General features: G+C 34.9%; 14 protein-coding genes. 5 read left to right on the forward strand and 9 right to left on the reverse strand.

The genetic code is table 11. The features are described 5' to 3' along the window. Positions 1-191 precede the first annotated feature (191 nt). Positions 192-656: a heteropolymeric bacterioferritin subunit Bfr gene (bfr, locus tag HUV91_RS14420; RefSeq protein ID WP_174493858.1), complete on the forward strand. Its 465-nt coding sequence runs from the start codon at positions 192-194 to the stop codon at positions 654-656. A gap of 51 nt (positions 657-707) precedes the next feature. Here bfr and HUV91_RS14425 read toward each other — a convergent pair whose 3' ends face one another. Both HUV91_RS14425 and HUV91_RS14430 read right to left on the reverse strand, forming a co-directional pair. After that, positions 708-2,348, reverse strand: a complete 1,641-nt coding sequence (locus HUV91_RS14425) for a PglL family O-oligosaccharyltransferase (RefSeq protein WP_174493859.1) — start codon at positions 2,346-2,348, stop codon at positions 708-710. A gap of 68 nt (positions 2,349-2,416) precedes the next feature. Next, positions 2,417-2,872: a pilin gene (locus tag HUV91_RS14430; RefSeq protein ID WP_174493860.1), complete on the reverse strand. Its 456-nt coding sequence runs from the start codon at positions 2,870-2,872 to the stop codon at positions 2,417-2,419. A gap of 198 nt (positions 2,873-3,070) precedes the next feature. On the opposite strand from HUV91_RS14430, the gene HUV91_RS14435 reads away from it, so the two are divergent. Genes HUV91_RS14435 through HUV91_RS14450 form a run of 4 tightly spaced genes read left to right on the forward strand, consistent with a single transcriptional unit; the run spans position 3,071 to position 7,358 of the window. Beyond that, complete coding sequence (locus HUV91_RS14435; RefSeq protein ID WP_174493861.1) at positions 3,071-4,198, forward strand: glycosyltransferase family 4 protein; 1,128 nt, start codon at positions 3,071-3,073, stop codon at positions 4,196-4,198. Then, positions 4,195-5,205 (forward strand): glycosyltransferase family 4 protein, encoded by a 1,011-nt coding sequence (locus HUV91_RS14440; RefSeq protein WP_174493862.1) that lies wholly within the window; start codon positions 4,195-4,197, stop codon positions 5,203-5,205. The genes HUV91_RS14435 and HUV91_RS14440 overlap by 4 nt, the downstream gene beginning before the upstream one ends. A gap of 12 nt (positions 5,206-5,217) precedes the next feature. Then, positions 5,218-6,324, forward strand: coding sequence for a glycosyltransferase (locus HUV91_RS14445; protein ID WP_174493863.1), 1,107 nt, complete (start codon positions 5,218-5,220; stop codon positions 6,322-6,324). Next, complete coding sequence (locus HUV91_RS14450; RefSeq protein ID WP_174493864.1) at positions 6,321-7,358, forward strand: class I SAM-dependent methyltransferase; 1,038 nt, start codon at positions 6,321-6,323, stop codon at positions 7,356-7,358. The genes HUV91_RS14445 and HUV91_RS14450 overlap by 4 nt, the downstream gene beginning before the upstream one ends. On the opposite strand, the gene HUV91_RS14455 is transcribed toward HUV91_RS14450, so the two are convergent. The 7 genes from HUV91_RS14455 to HUV91_RS14485 all read right to left on the reverse strand — a co-directional run bounded on the left by HUV91_RS14455 (position 7,348) and on the right by HUV91_RS14485 (position 14,548). Beyond that, entirely contained in the window at positions 7,348-8,193 is an 846-nt protein-coding gene (locus HUV91_RS14455) for a hypothetical protein (protein WP_174493865.1), read from the reverse strand. The two genes, HUV91_RS14450 and HUV91_RS14455, sit on opposite strands and share 11 nt — an antisense overlap. A gap of 7 nt (positions 8,194-8,200) precedes the next feature. Beyond that, on the reverse strand, positions 8,201-9,430 hold the full coding sequence (locus HUV91_RS14460; RefSeq protein ID WP_174493866.1) for a lipopolysaccharide biosynthesis protein: 1,230 nt from the start codon (positions 9,428-9,430) through the stop codon (positions 8,201-8,203). 46 nt (positions 9,431-9,476) lie between these two features. Further along, positions 9,477-10,328, reverse strand: coding sequence for a glycosyltransferase family 2 protein (locus HUV91_RS14465; protein WP_174493867.1), 852 nt, complete (start codon positions 10,326-10,328; stop codon positions 9,477-9,479). Beyond that, entirely contained in the window at positions 10,318-12,237 is a 1,920-nt protein-coding gene (locus tag HUV91_RS14470; RefSeq protein WP_174493868.1) for a tetratricopeptide repeat protein, read from the reverse strand. The genes HUV91_RS14465 and HUV91_RS14470 overlap by 11 nt, the downstream gene beginning before the upstream one ends. Positions 12,238-12,304: 67 nt before the next feature. After that, positions 12,305-12,742, reverse strand: a complete 438-nt coding sequence (locus HUV91_RS14475) for a pilin (RefSeq protein WP_174493869.1) — start codon at positions 12,740-12,742, stop codon at positions 12,305-12,307. A gap of 202 nt (positions 12,743-12,944) precedes the next feature. After that, complete coding sequence (locus HUV91_RS14480; RefSeq protein ID WP_174493870.1) at positions 12,945-13,505, reverse strand: TPM domain-containing protein; 561 nt, start codon at positions 13,503-13,505, stop codon at positions 12,945-12,947. After that, on the reverse strand, positions 13,499-14,548 hold the full coding sequence (locus HUV91_RS14485; protein WP_228721886.1) for a TPM domain-containing protein: 1,050 nt from the start codon (positions 14,546-14,548) through the stop codon (positions 13,499-13,501). The genes HUV91_RS14480 and HUV91_RS14485 overlap by 7 nt, the downstream gene beginning before the upstream one ends. Positions 14,549-14,599: the final 51 nt, after the last annotated feature.

Consider the following 14,599-nt stretch of genomic DNA (forward strand, 5'->3'; position numbering starts at 1 on the left):
TTTTAAATACAAACCCAATCATTTTTATGACCCTTAAGCCTGAGTGAAATCTTCATCTTCCATGATTTTGATTGCGATTTTCATTTGCTGTTCTATAAAGAGCTCGAAACTGTGTGCAATTTTGATTACTATAAAACAATGGATTGCCTTAAAAATATTTTGAGGCACAGATTTAAAATGGAGCATTCACCATGAAAGGCAATCGTGACGTTATCAATCAACTGAATCAAGTGCTTTATCACCATTTAACCGCAATTAACCAATACTTTTTACATTCACGTATGTTTAATGATTGGGGCATTGAGCAATTAGGTTCAGCAGAATATAAAGAATCTATTCGCCAAATGAAACATGCAGACAAAGTCATTGAACGCATTTTATTTTTGGAAGGTTTACCTAATTTGCAACATTTGGGTAAATTATACATCGGGCAACATACACTAGAAGTACTGAATTGCGACATTCGTAAAGTCAAAGAAAATATTGAAGCACTACAAAAAACTGTCGGGCTTGCTGAAGAACATCTTGACTATGTAACACGCGATTTAGTCCAAGAAATTCTAGAGAAAGAAGAAGAATATTGGGATTGGCTGACCACCCAAATTGATCTCAGCGACAATGTGGGTATCGAAAATTATATTCAAAGCCAACTCTAAGTATGACCTGAAATTAAAAACCCTTTGTATATACAAAGGGTTTTTTTATGACTATTTTTCAGCTTTTGGCAATAAATCCTGATAACTGTGCTTATCTCGATGCAATTGGTTCAAAATCCAAAGTTGATGTTCTGCTTCAGCTTTTTTACCATTAAATGCAAGGATTTGTGCATATTTTAATAGGTCATATTTAGAAGCCAGATTTGCCACCATACGATCTAAATGCTGCAATTGTACATCCGACATTTTAGTGAATGGATCTAAACCAATCCACCAGACCCGCTCCTCAAACTGTGATAACAACCAAATCGGTTGATCCATCACGGTTTGCTGTGCAGCTGTCAGGGGCTTTTTAAGATTGATAAATACGCTCTGCTGACGATATAACAGATAATCCCGATACACTACAGCACATAAGGAAAGACCGATTAATACTAAACTCAGCGTAACGGCAGGTTTTAAATTTTTACTTGGTAAATATGGATATTGTGCTTGAATAATGCCCAACAAAAAGCCCATTGGTAATAAGAAATAAGCATAATGAATCGGATATTCTAACAAAGCATGGATTAAAATCGCACAAACCATGAGTGTTGCTGTTAGAGAAATCGGCTCTTTAATGCCTTTATTGAGCCAATACAACCAACCGACAACATATAAAATAATCACAGCACCTAAGGGAATGCCATTCCAAATCAACAAGTCTAAAATGACGTTATGCGCTGTCTTATACCATTCATGTGACGGATAAAGATCAAATGCAGCAATCTGTGCCATGCCTGTTTGATTCCAACCATAACCCAACCAAGGTTGTTGCTGAATTGCTACCCACGCTTGTGACCACATATCGAGTCGTAAATAACCTGAAGATGCACGCTCTACAGCAGTTGCAGTCTCCACAACTGTTTGCTGCGAAACAGTACTGATTAAAGCATTGAAATAAGGCAATAAACCAATTGCAGCAACAAAGATGCCTACCCAAAGCAATAATTTTGTAAAACTGAAACGTTTCGGCTCATTAAATTGTTTAATTGCTAAATAAATAAGAACAAATAAACACACCACCCAAGAGGTACGAGACTGTGTTAATGCAATCGTGAAGACTAAAATCAACGCAGATGGAATCAAAACGATATTTGAAATCAAGCGCTTTTCATAAAAATATAAACAGGCGAAAACCCCCATCGTTAAAAAAGTCGCTAAGTTGTTGGGCTGGGCAAAGTTGGCATAAGGACGGTTTCCTTTAAGGAAATTCATCAATGGCGCAAAATATGAATTAATACCTAACCACTGACAAATTGCGATTACACTTGAAAGTAGCGCTACAATTAAAATCACAATACTCAACGCTGTAAATGTTTTTTCTCGATGAAACTTGTCTAGTGATAAGTTATAACCAACAACAACCATCAGCCAAAACATCAATAGATATGCTGTACATAGCAAAGCATTACTAAAATACAGAATGTGCCCAAAGCCATACTGCAACATCGGGATGCATAAAATCGGAAGTGCCAAAAGCTGTGGCTTTGGAATTTTTAGATCTTTTTTCAGAAACATACACAATAATGTGATGCCTGATAAAAAAGTCAAAACTTCACTACCAAAAGTTGTCCATGGCAGTTTATGAAAAGGCAAAAGATATGCCAGTGCTAAAAATAGTGCGGAGAGTATAGGTAAAATTGCTTTCATTGAAAAATGCGCAAAAAAAAACTGAGTGAATTATACACTCAGCTTAAGTTACCTCTATAACCCTATAATTAAATACCTTTACAAATTGATGGCAAATACATCTGTTTTATATTATTTGAAGCACATTCCCATTTGGCGGCACCATTCCCTGCATAATTCATCATTGCAAAGATAAGTTGTTTACCTGCTACTCCTGTATTTATACCAGAATTTGAAAAATTAAATTCAAAAGCGCATATAGCACCACTATGAGTTGTATTTAAAGCAATAGATTCAACATATTTAGAATGAATATAACCTGATGAATCTGTACCCAAATCACTAATGAGGGTCGGACAAGCACCACTTTCTCCATAAATAGCGATTAATTCACCCTTATACGTAGAAGCCATATCCAAGGCTTCAGATACTTGTGCACGAGTCGTATAGTTTTGGTATGCTGGAATGGCTAAAGCTGCTAAAATTCCAACAATAGCAACTACGACCATAAGCTCAATGAGTGTAAACCCTTTAGCAACTCTCATTTTTTATTCTCTAAGAACACTACGCGATCCTTAAATATTAGTGAACAATTACGAATAAATAAAATAATTAAATTATTACAATAAAAAATGACGTATTATGCCTTTTAATGTCATTAATCCATGTTTTATTGCATTAGTTTCCCTTTATAATTTACAAATCAATTACACTATAAGACTGATTTATAAATCTCAACCATTATGCCAAAGAACAAAATTTTAATTATTACTCGCAACCTTCCCCCCCTTATTGGCGGGATGGAACGCTTGAATTGGCATATAGCAGATGAGCTTAGCCATAATCATGATGTAATACTACTTAGCCATAATAAAGGAAAAGAAATTGCTCCTTCAAAATGTAATTTTTATGGTGTAAGACTGAATCCTTTACCTATTTTTCTTATTTTAGCTTTTTTAAAAACTTTTTTTATTTGCTTAACTCAAAAACCTGATGTACTTTTCGCAGGAAGTGGATTAACTGCTCCAATTGCCGTTTTTTGGGCAAAAATATTCAGAAAAAAGAGCATTGTCTATATTCATGGACTGGATATTGCAACAAATCATCCTATTTATAATTTTATATGGGTACCCGCAATTCGAATGGCCAATAAAATTATTGCAAACAGTACACCTACATTTGATATTTGCATTACAAAAGCAGTTCAAAAAAATAAATTAGCAATCATCCACCCTGGTGTTAGTTTTCCTCCAAAATCTAGAGATGAACAACTCATTCAACAATTAAAAAATCAATATGAGTTACAGGATAAAAAAATACTGATTTCTGTGGGTAGATTAACAGAACGCAAAGGCCTAAATGAGTTCATTGATTTAAGTTTTTCTGAAATTGTAAAAGCAATACCGAATACTGTACTTCTCATTATTGGGGATACACCAAATCAGTCTTTAAATAAAAATCTACAATCCAAAGAGCTTATTTTATCTACTGTAAAGAAACATAATATTGAGAATAATATTATCTTTACAGGTAATATTAGTGATAATGAAGTGTTATCGAGCTTTTATTATTTAGCTGATTTACATATTTTCCCAGTGAAACATATTCCAGATGACCCAGAAGGTTTTGGTATGGTGGCAATAGAAGCGGCTGCACATGGTACGCCTACCGTTGCTTTTGCAACTGGGGGGATTGTGGATGCAGTTAAGCAAAATGAATCGGGCTGGTTGGTTGAAAAAAACAACTACGAAGCGTTGACTAAGCAAACGATAATGGCATTAAAACAGACTAAAAATATTGAGCAATGTCAGAACTTTGCCAAAAGATTTAGGTGGGGTACATTTGGTCAGAAAATTAAGGCTCAATTATGAAAAAATTAGGGATATGGTTTCCAACAGTTCGAACTGGTACTGGCACTGACATTTTTACACAACGATTAGTAGATGGGCTCAATCAGCAAGATATTCGAGCGGAAATTACTTGGTTGCCACTACGAGCAGAATATTTGCCATGGACTGTGCCTATTCCTAAGACACCAGAATGGGCTAATATAATACATGTCAATACTTGGCTGCATAGTCGTTTTTTACCTAAAAACTTACTTATACTTGCAACGCTACATCATTCCATACATGACCCAAATTTACGCCCTTATAAAGGGATATTAAGAGCACTCTATCATCAGTATTGGATAGCTCCAAATGAACGTCGTGTTATGCAGAGGGCGCAACAAGTAACCTCTGTAAGTCAATTCGTTGCAAATATGGCCAAACAAACTTTATGTAATGTTCCTACACAAGTTATTTACAATGGCATTGATACTAATTTGTTTTGCCCAGGTAATAGGGTACGACAAAAAAATGAACCTTTTCGACTTTTATATGTTGGTAGTTGGATGAGTCGTAAGGGGGTAGATTTATTGTCTCCTATTATGCGTGAGCTGGGTGAAAAGTTTGAATTATACTATACTGGTGGTGTAGCTGCTGAAAAAGACAAAGAAACAATGCCAAATAATATGCATGATTTAGGATATTTAACACAAACTGAAGTAGTTAAAGAAATGCAAAAAGCAGATGCTTTTTTGTTCCCGTCTAGAAGTGAGGGACTACCTTTAGTTGTTCTTGAAGCCTTATCATGTGGATTACCAGTTATTGCACTAAAAGGGACTGCTGTTGAAGAAATCATAGATCATCAAGTTAATGGCTATTTAGTAAAAAACATTAACGAAGCTGTAAGCACCATAAACAAAATTTATGAAAATACTTGTGAATTAAAATTGTTATCTGCTATAGCAAGAGAACAAGTAAATCATAATTTTTCCGAAAAAAGCATGTTAAATACTTATATTAAGCTTTACAAAAATTTATCTACAATTTGAGATCAAGGTATAATGCGCATATTATTTGTTCTTCCACGCATGATTACTGGCGGTATTGAACGGGTTACGCTAAATTTAGTCAAGGAGTTAAGAAATAGAGGTCATGATTGCGCGTTCGCTTTAAGAAAAGCTTATGGTGAGTTTTTACCCGAAGCAGAAGCTTTGTGCCCAGTTTATGAAATCGCAGCAAAGGGCTTACATCAATTTGTACCCAAACTCAGCAACTTAATTCGCCAATGGCAACCAACACATATTGTAAGTGCCTTGGCTGATGTTGGCTTTTTAACATACTTAGCGATTAAACATTCTAATCAAGAAGTTTGCTGGGTACATAGTGTACACGGGCCTCATGACATTATTACTGTTAAACCAAATGTTATGGGCCGTCTACGTTTTAGGTTAGATAATTTTTTTGCAGCTATAGTTTATAAAAACACTGATAAAATCATCGCTGTCTCCAATGGTGTAAGACAAGATATTCTCAATAAGTTTCAATGCTCTGAAGATAAAGTAGTTACAATCTACAATCCAGTCCTAGAAAATAAACATTTAGTCCCTAAGAGCACAACAACAAATTTCGTTAATAATTCACCAAAAATTATTGCTTTAGGTCGATTAACTCGACAAAAAGGTTTTGACATTCTGATTCAAGCCATGCAGAAAGTCCCTCAACCTTGGCATTTAGAAATTTGGGGGGATGGGGAAGAAAAGGAAAATTTACAACGCCTTATTGACGTTTTAGATCTAAATACATCTATCACCCTAAAAGGAAGCACCAACCAACCCTTTAATATTTTGAGACAAGCCGACTTATTTGTTTTATCTTCCCGCTTTGAAGGTTTACCTACTGTTTTAATTGAAGCGATTTGCTGCCAATGTAATATTGTTTCAACAGACTGCCCTTATGGTGCTGCAGAAATTTTAGAAAATGGTCGTTGGGGAACATTAGTAGAAAATGAAAATATACAAGCTCTAGCGAATGCAATTACTAAAAATCTAAATAAAAAAATTCATATTGCACCTAATTGGCTTATTCAACGTGCTCAACCATTTACGAAAGAAGTGGCTATAGATCAGTGGGAAAACATTCTCAAAAATCTAAAGGGTGATATTAAATGACAAATTTAACTTGGTCTCGTGGTGATCTTACACTTTTAGAACATTGCCCTGCTTGTAAACATGCTGTTGATTATGAGCCTATATACTCAAGAAATGATGATGAAGGGCTTATACCAGACATATGGAACATATACAATTGCCCTTTTTGTAAATCCTTTTTTGTGAATCCAAGACCTTCAGAAAATAGTCTTGCCGCTCTTTATCAAGATTATTTGACACATAAGCCAACTCAAATGGAGAAGGTGTTTGCTAGTGAATCATTATTTTGGAAATTAGTAAGAGGATACCTAACTAAACGCTTAGGTCTGAAGTTTGATAAAAATTCACTGAGTCTAGGTTATATATTATTTAGTTTCATTCCGCCTTTACGTTATAAATTAGATCGTTTTGGTCGAAATTTAACACTATCTAATTTTAAAAATAGAGGCAAATTACTCGATTTAGGGTGTGGTGCAGGAGAATTTTTGCATATTGCACAGCAAATGGGTTTTGATTCTTATGGATGTGATTTTGATCCTATCATTATCGAACAATGTAAAAAAAGAGGCTTAAACGTTCGCTTAGGTGGACTAGAATCCTACGATGATAAAACCTTTGATATCATAACGATGAATCAGGTAATAGAACATGTTGTAGACCCTCAGCAAACTATTAAAGAATGTTTTAAAAAGCTCAATCATGATGGATGTCTTTGGATAGGAACACCTAATCCCTTATCAAATGGTGCTCAAATCTTCGGTAAAAGTTGGGCTGGACTACATCCCCCTTATCATTTATGTATTCCATCACAATCTGAATTATTACGTTGGCTAGATGAAGCAGGTTTTCAAAATATTGAAATTTTAAACCGTGGGCCACATGCAAAATTTAATTGGCTAGAAAGTTTAAAACTGACGAAAACCCTCAAAGATAATCAACCCTCTATTTTACGTACTCTGAAATGGTACTTAATTATGGACTGTATGAATTGCATCACTCCTAAATATGGTGAGGAGACAGTAATAATTGGTTATAAAAAACCACCTATATCTTAGGTGGTATAACTAACTTACAGTTTGGATGCTTATCTAATTTTTTTGCATGATTTTCTTTAGTAATATAGGCAATTAAATGCATAAATAATTTTACAACTAGCGGAGAAAAGCTAATTAACTCCTTTATTTTGGTAATTTTACCCACCTTATAAGGTTTAACATTTTTTTTCTTATTTTCATTCCACAAAAAAGTATAGTCTGATTGCTGTATAAAGATACTCTTATGAACTATTTTCTTTGTTCTTACAATAATATAAGTCTCATTTTGCGTTCTAATATTGATACGCTCACCCTGACTAGGTTTCGTCACAGCGTACCATTTTTGCGGATCATACAAATCAGAAATAAATATTTCTGTCTCTTCAAAGCCATTTTCTTCGTTATAAAGAGAGAAAAAAAATTCTGCACTATATTGATAAAATCCATGCCCACAAAAGCCATCAGCTGGTAAAATATGTAAGATAGTTCCATCCAGCTTACAAACATCAATAGTATTTTGAAATGCTTGTGCGACATTAAAAATATGTTCACTACAACCAAAATCTATGACCGTATCATATTTCTCTTTTAAGCTATAAGGTATCGGGTTATTATAATCATAGATAATACTTGCATCTTCATAGTCTGAGTTATCTATTGAATCGACCTTGGTTGCATTAAAGTGATTTTTTAACAACTCCTCACACCATGCTCCCTCATCTGTGCCCACCCATTTTTTCGCTAATTTTGGACCCACTAAGACTGCTTGTCGTCCTAAAGTCAAGGTTTTACCTAAGTTAGAGTTCTTTTGCTTGTTATACTGCAAAAGTTGTAATGCATGGACATCAATACCCATTTTCTAATCAATCTCCAATTTTTTTATAACATACAATTATTAAACTTAAAATTGCCATAGTAGCTTCTGACACTGCTAGAGCAAATATAATACCTAATACACTAAAATAAGAAGAAAATATAACTGCAGATAAAACTAGAATCACCATACCTAGAGCTTCTATTAAAGCTCTTAACCATGGTTTATCCATGCTCATTAAAATATTAGCTAAGCTGATTCGAAGTAATAAAAATGGTATTACATAACATAAATAACGCAATAAATCTGTCATTCCATGGTAGTGAGAACCAAATACAAGTTCAATCCAAGGTGCAATCCACCACAAAAAACCACTAATCACCACACCATAAATAAGTACAGTAATAAGAATCCAAACATTTAATTGCGAGAATGAATTGGCTGGAGCATTATGTGTTCTAAAGAGTTTTGGCAATGCTGCAAGTAACAATGCCATAATCGGCAAAGCGACAGCCCCCATAACTCTAGCTGCTGCAACATATACTCCACTCATGCCTAAAGGTAAAAGCTTAACCGCAAGCATTTTATCCATTTCACTGGGTCCTGCGGCTGTGATTGCTAAAGCAGCATAACCCGCACTATTTTTTAACTCTTGTTTATTGGCTAAACGCCAATCCTTCGGTCTAAGCCAAGCATTAGGCTTAAAAAACTTTCTACAAAATAAAGCAATTAAAGCAGTTACAAGATACAACCAAGAAAATAATATAAGTGGTTCAGAGCTATTTACTAAAAAGACAAGACCAACTGCACATGTCCGTAAAGCTAATGGAAAAATAACTAATAATTGTGACTTAGCCGTTTTCCCTAATGCTAGTTCTTCAATAGTTGATAATAAGAATAGTGGTAATAAAATAATTTCTGTTAGACCAATACAAATAATAACAATAAGCGAAGGGCTAAGATTGTAAAAAAGAAATGAACAAATGCCAATATAAAGCAAAAATAAAATACTAGAAAAAATTAAAGTTGTGGGGATAGCATAGCTTAGAATTTGAGTACAAAGTGCTGGGCTTTTCGACACTTCCCCTAATAACACTAAGTGGGTACCAAATGTAGAAAATGTACCTATCAAAACTGCTAGAGCTGCAATTCCAGCAAATAATCCGTAATCGCTGGCGCCAAGTAATCGAGCAACGAGCAATAAAGTTCCTGCTTGTACGAGGAGTCTTATCCCTAAAACGAAGCTTGTTCGTAAAGTAGATTTAGTAATTGGCCCCATACATTGATACCATTTAAAAAAGCAAAAAATATTCTTCAATAAAATATCAGGACTGATCTTTATACATTAATGCTGTAATTTGTTCAGAAATTAATCCCATTAGAAAAATCATGATACTCCCTGTATAAAGTAGAGCACTCATATTTGTAAATCGCCCCATTTCCCATAAAGTATATCCATACCAACCTGTTGCCATCATAAATAATAAAAAAGCGATTGGAATAAACATTTTCAGAGGGGAAAATAAAGTTGCTATTTTAAAAATAATAATAAAAAAACGCATTCCATCTTTTAGTGGTTGAATATGACTTTTACCTATACGTTTTGCTGCGTGAATGGGTACATAAGTCACAGAATAACCCGCTCTAAAAAAAGCCATTGTACTTGTCGTCGGATAAGAAAATCCATTCGGCAATAAATACAGAAACTCTCTAAACTTCTCAGCACGGACAGCGCGAAAACCAGATGTTAAATCTTCAACTTTATGCTCTGTCATATAGCTTGCAAGATTATTATATAAGCCATTTGCTATACCTCTTCCTACACTCGCTTGAGAACCCTTTTGTCTAGCACCAACAACAAGGTCATAACCTTGCTCAATTTTAGCTAAAAGTCTGGGAATGTCTTGAGGATCATGTTGTCCATCAGCATCCATAAAGATAATCACATCACCACTTGCATTCCGTGCACCTGTTTTAATGGCTGCACCATTTCCTTTTGAATAAGGATGAGAAATGACTTTTGCACAAGCTTGCTCTGACACTTCTTTTGTTGTATCTGTTGAACCATCATTTACAACTATAATTTCTGTAGGAATATTCAGTGCATGAATTTTGCTAATTGTTTCCCCAATGGCACCTGCTTCATTTTTTGCAGGTAAAACTACACTAATTTTCAATTTGATTACCCTTTAATTTATTGGTAAGAATTTCATGAAGTCTTTTAATTTCATAGTCATATTCTCTAGAAGACCTTCTTAACTTAGATTTGTCTTGGCTATGATAAATCTCAGTTACATGATTCAATAAAATTAGTGCTTTTTGATAATCTTTTGCACTACCTATTTCTGCTACCATCATCAATCCAGCTTCAACATCATTATAACGATCAGCTGCCAATATATATAGTTTTAATGCCGAGTCATTATTATTTTCAGCCAAATATAATTTTGCTTTCAAATATGGTGTAAGACGTTGAAATAATGGAATATTTTTATAAACACTTTGAGTTTCAAGTAGCTTAATAAACTCAATAGATAAATCACCATATTCCTTTGCTTTATCATATTCAACAATATACTCAACAAGTGTTCTTAAAGCTTGTATTGCCTGAGCATCGAAAGGCTGTTGTAACATTTTTTGAGATGTTTCTTTAAAGTCTTTTTCTGTCGCTAAATTATAGTAAACTTTTTGTAGCAACAATCTCATATTTAATAAAGCACTATCAGGCAACCTAATAATAGCTTGCTCTAAGAACTGATTTGACTCATTGATATATCCCCTATCTAGTAATGAAGCTGCAATTGCATTTTGTGCACGAGGAGAATTTGGCGTGTTCCGTGCCCAATAATCTTGTAATTTATCTGTATTCCCCCATAACTTCGCTCTTTCATATGTAAAAAACGAAAGAATTGAAAGCATAATTATGATAATCAAATAGACAAATTTTGGATCAATCTTTTCTTTTAATCCATATAAACCTGAAGAAAATGGTAAAAATAAAAATAATGCAGCTAAATAGTTGCGGTGCTCAAAATAAAGTTCCAAACCAATAACTGTTGATTCCATTAAGTGTGCTGCAAAGAAAAAAAGCACTGCCAATGAGAATAACGGAAACTTCTTTCTTAGAATAAGTGCAACAATAAATAATAATATTAAAAAAATGATACTAGAAATTGTAGTTATAGGGTCAAGTAAACTTTTCGAGATGTTGTACCCATCTTGATAAAGACCTCTTAATTCTATTTGAGGCACATACAAATTAAAAAGATATTCAGAAACAATACGCGCTTCACTATACAAACGCTCAATCATATTAAAATTACGATTTGGCCAAGGATTTTCTGAAAAATTCATATAGTGAATTAGAAGTAAAGCAAATGCGATTGATGGTAACCACAAACACAAAGCTCTAAATTTCCAATTTGGTTTATTATCTTTACAAGGGTTGCAAAATTCAATGATTAAGATTAGTAATGGTAATAATGCACCATTTTCTTTACTATACGTCGCTAAAATTGTACAAATCCCAATAGAAGCTAACATAAACAGGTAACTTTTATGTGGTGACGTAACTAACTCTTGCCTAGCTTTTAAATACCCAATAATTCCAACTAAACTAAAAAGAGTCGCCAGTTGCGCCATACGCTGTACAATATATAACGTTGTCGAAACAAAATATGGATGTAGTAACCAAATACTTGTTGCTAACAAAGCAATCCAAATTGCTTTTTCTTCTTTATAATTATAACTTCTTAATAAAAGTACAATTGCCCAACATAATAATAACCCATTTAATAAGTGGATCATTAAATTAGTATATTTAAATGAAAAAGGATCCGCTGGCCACGTATTTGCATCTATTAAAAAGCTTGCGAGTGAGATAGGTCGACCTGTTGGTCCAGAGAAGCCATTACTTATAAAATTTTTTGCTTTATCCCAACTATCTATAATACCATAAGTACCTAAATCCTCCAAATTAGGATAATCATCAAATAAAAAATCACCTTTTAACCCCACCCAATAAATAGATAAACAAAGTATTAAAATGACAAACAATATAAAACCTAAATAATATTTTTTATACATGCCTTACTCTTACTTAATAGAATAAAAAAACGCCCATCCAAGATGAGCGCTTCTAAATCAAAACTAATTAACGGCAGTTTGATGGAACTAATTCTTGTGCAATTGTTCCACGTCTACATTTCCATTGAATTCCACCAGCAGTTGTACTAGGGCTAAGAATTAAAGTTGCACCACCAGTAGTTACTTTATCACCATAAGTAATTAAAATTTGACCAGCAGCAGCAGCACCATCTGTTGTACCAACCCCAACAGAGTTTACAGCATTACCCTTAATAGAGCTAGCCGCACCTAATCCTGCACTCGCATTAGAGTTTGGCATTCTATTATTTGATGAAAAAAATTCTGATACTGATGCTTTTGCACCACCAGCTAAACTTAAACCTTCAGAAACGTGTGAACGCTTCGTATAGTTCTGATAAGCAGGAATCGCAATTGCAGCAAGAATACCGATAATCGCAACAACGATCATTAACTCGATTAAGGTAAAACCTTTTTGAGCGTTCATAACATTTCTCCAATATTTTAATTTTTTATAAAATCAATTGTAGTTTGCGCTCTAACCCCAAAGTGATAAAACGCCAACCATTTAACACTTTGCTATTCTTATCGAGTTTGGCTTTTTTTACAACAACAATTTTTACTTCTGTTCTTTTTAAGTGTCTTTATGTAAAAAAGTGACACTTTGTGTCACTTAATCTGAGCCATCATTAGTTTAAAATAATGGGATGATTCGAAAGCTCGTTATCATCTTGTAAATCTGTTTTTTCATAATATAGATTCAATATATTACCTATACTTATAACACCCTCTACCACTGCACTTCTATGGCGTTTTGCTTTTAATTCCATGATCATTTGGTCACATATGGTTTGCCAAACCTGTTGCTCAGTCGCATTTTTAATACCACGATCGACCACAATTTCTACTTTTTGTTCACACAAGTTCAAGTACAGTAATATCCCACTGTTCTTTTCAGTGTCCCATACCCCAAGTTCAGCAAAAAGTTGCTGTGCACGTAAACGTGTATCTTGGTGGTAAGCTTGATGACTTGGAATATGCCCTTCGATCACCACTTGAATCTCACCGACATGTCCTTGCTCTGCTTGTTTAACCGCCTCTGCAATCGCCATTTGATCAGTTTTAGAGAAATATCGCTTCGATGCAGGCATATAAAAAAAATGCTTAAGCCAACGTGCAAAACTCGGTGCTACATGCTGCTGTAGTTTGGGTTCTGTGACGATTTGTGTTGTATCTGTTTTACTTACCATGAGCCTGAAGCACCTCCCCCACCAAAGCCGCCACCGCCGCCGCTATATCCTCCACCGCCACCAAAGCCGCCGCCACTTCCACCTCGCCCACCACCGGACAGGAACATTTGGAAAATAAGCTGTGCTAAAGAAGTGATGAGTAAAAAGAAAATCCCAAAACCTAATACAAGGCTCATCAAAATCCCTGACCCATAAATCAAACCTGCAGCAAATGCAGTTACCCCTGCAACTGAGGCACTCAAACGATTACCAATAATAAAGGAAGCAAAAATACCAATAATTAAAATAATCATCGCTGTGGTCATGGTGCGATCTTTGGCTTCTTGTTCTTGAATGGCTTGATCTTGACGTGCTTTTAACTCATCCGCAGCTTGCTTTGCAATTTCTGGATCTAAATTTAAAACTCTTTCAATTTCCGTCACACCTGCTTGAATACCCTGCCCATATTGCCCTTGTTTAAAATAAGGTGTGATTTGATTTCGGATAATTCGGCTTACTATAATGTCAGGCAATACACCTTCTAAACCATAACCTGTAGCAATATGAATTTTGCGGTCATTCACGGCAACTGCAATCAATAAGCCATTGTCCTGTTTGGCAGAACCCAATTTCCACTGCTCCGCCACACGCATCGCAAAATCAAAAATACCTTCATTGCCCGTAGTCGGTACAATAATCACGCCAATTTGTGCTTTACCTTGATTGTGCAGATTACGAATTTGCGCTTCTAAATTTTGCTTTTCACTCGCAGAAAGAATATTCGCTTGGTCAATAACAGGTTGATTGAGTGTAGGTAATTGACGCGTGCCTTGCCCTGCTGCCATATCATTGGCAACAGTCGGTGCAGTATTTTGTTGTGTATTCGTTGTTGGTTGTTGATTTGGCTGAGGTGTATTAGATGATGTGGAATTTTGATTTTGAATCACTTTCCCCATCACCACAGCATCTTCAACGCTGTCCGTTGCGGTCGCCACCTCCGCCCACGTTAACGATTGAAAGGCAAATAGCAACGTGCAGACCAACAGTATAAAAACTGCTTTCATTTTACGATGAATATATTTGCACATTTCAATCATAGTTTTCTCACTGTATTT

Source organism: Acinetobacter sp. Marseille-Q1623, assembly GCF_902809895.1.
GTDB classification, from domain to species: domain Bacteria; phylum Pseudomonadota; class Gammaproteobacteria; order Pseudomonadales; family Moraxellaceae; genus Acinetobacter; species Acinetobacter piscicola_A.

Bases quoted from the DNA above. Each gene is read 5' to 3' on its own strand.
- bfr (WP_174493858.1), top strand. From the start codon at position 192: ATGAAAGGCAATCGTGACGTTATCAATCAACTGAATCAAGTGCTTTAT.
- HUV91_RS14425 (WP_174493859.1), bottom strand. From the start codon at position 2,348: ATGAAAGCAATTTTACCTATACTCTCCGCACTATTTTTAGCACTGGCA.
- HUV91_RS14430 (WP_174493860.1), bottom strand. From the start codon at position 2,872: ATGAGAGTTGCTAAAGGGTTTACACTCATTGAGCTTATGGTCGTAGTT.
- HUV91_RS14435 (WP_174493861.1), top strand. From the start codon at position 3,071: ATGCCAAAGAACAAAATTTTAATTATTACTCGCAACCTTCCCCCCCTT.
- HUV91_RS14440 (WP_174493862.1), top strand. From the start codon at position 4,195: ATGAAAAAATTAGGGATATGGTTTCCAACAGTTCGAACTGGTACTGGC.
- HUV91_RS14445 (WP_174493863.1), top strand. From the start codon at position 5,218: ATGCGCATATTATTTGTTCTTCCACGCATGATTACTGGCGGTATTGAA.
- HUV91_RS14450 (WP_174493864.1), top strand. From the start codon at position 6,321: ATGACAAATTTAACTTGGTCTCGTGGTGATCTTACACTTTTAGAACAT.
- HUV91_RS14455 (WP_174493865.1), bottom strand. From the start codon at position 8,193: ATGGGTATTGATGTCCATGCATTACAACTTTTGCAGTATAACAAGCAA.
- HUV91_RS14460 (WP_174493866.1), bottom strand. From the start codon at position 9,430: ATGGGGCCAATTACTAAATCTACTTTACGAACAAGCTTCGTTTTAGGG.
- HUV91_RS14470 (WP_174493868.1), bottom strand. From the start codon at position 12,237: ATGTATAAAAAATATTATTTAGGTTTTATATTGTTTGTCATTTTAATA.
- HUV91_RS14475 (WP_174493869.1), bottom strand. From the start codon at position 12,742: ATGAACGCTCAAAAAGGTTTTACCTTAATCGAGTTAATGATCGTTGTT.
- HUV91_RS14480 (WP_174493870.1), bottom strand. From the start codon at position 13,505: ATGGTAAGTAAAACAGATACAACACAAATCGTCACAGAACCCAAACTA.
- HUV91_RS14485 (WP_228721886.1), bottom strand. From the start codon at position 14,548: ATGAAAGCAGTTTTTATACTGTTGGTCTGCACGTTGCTATTTGCCTTT.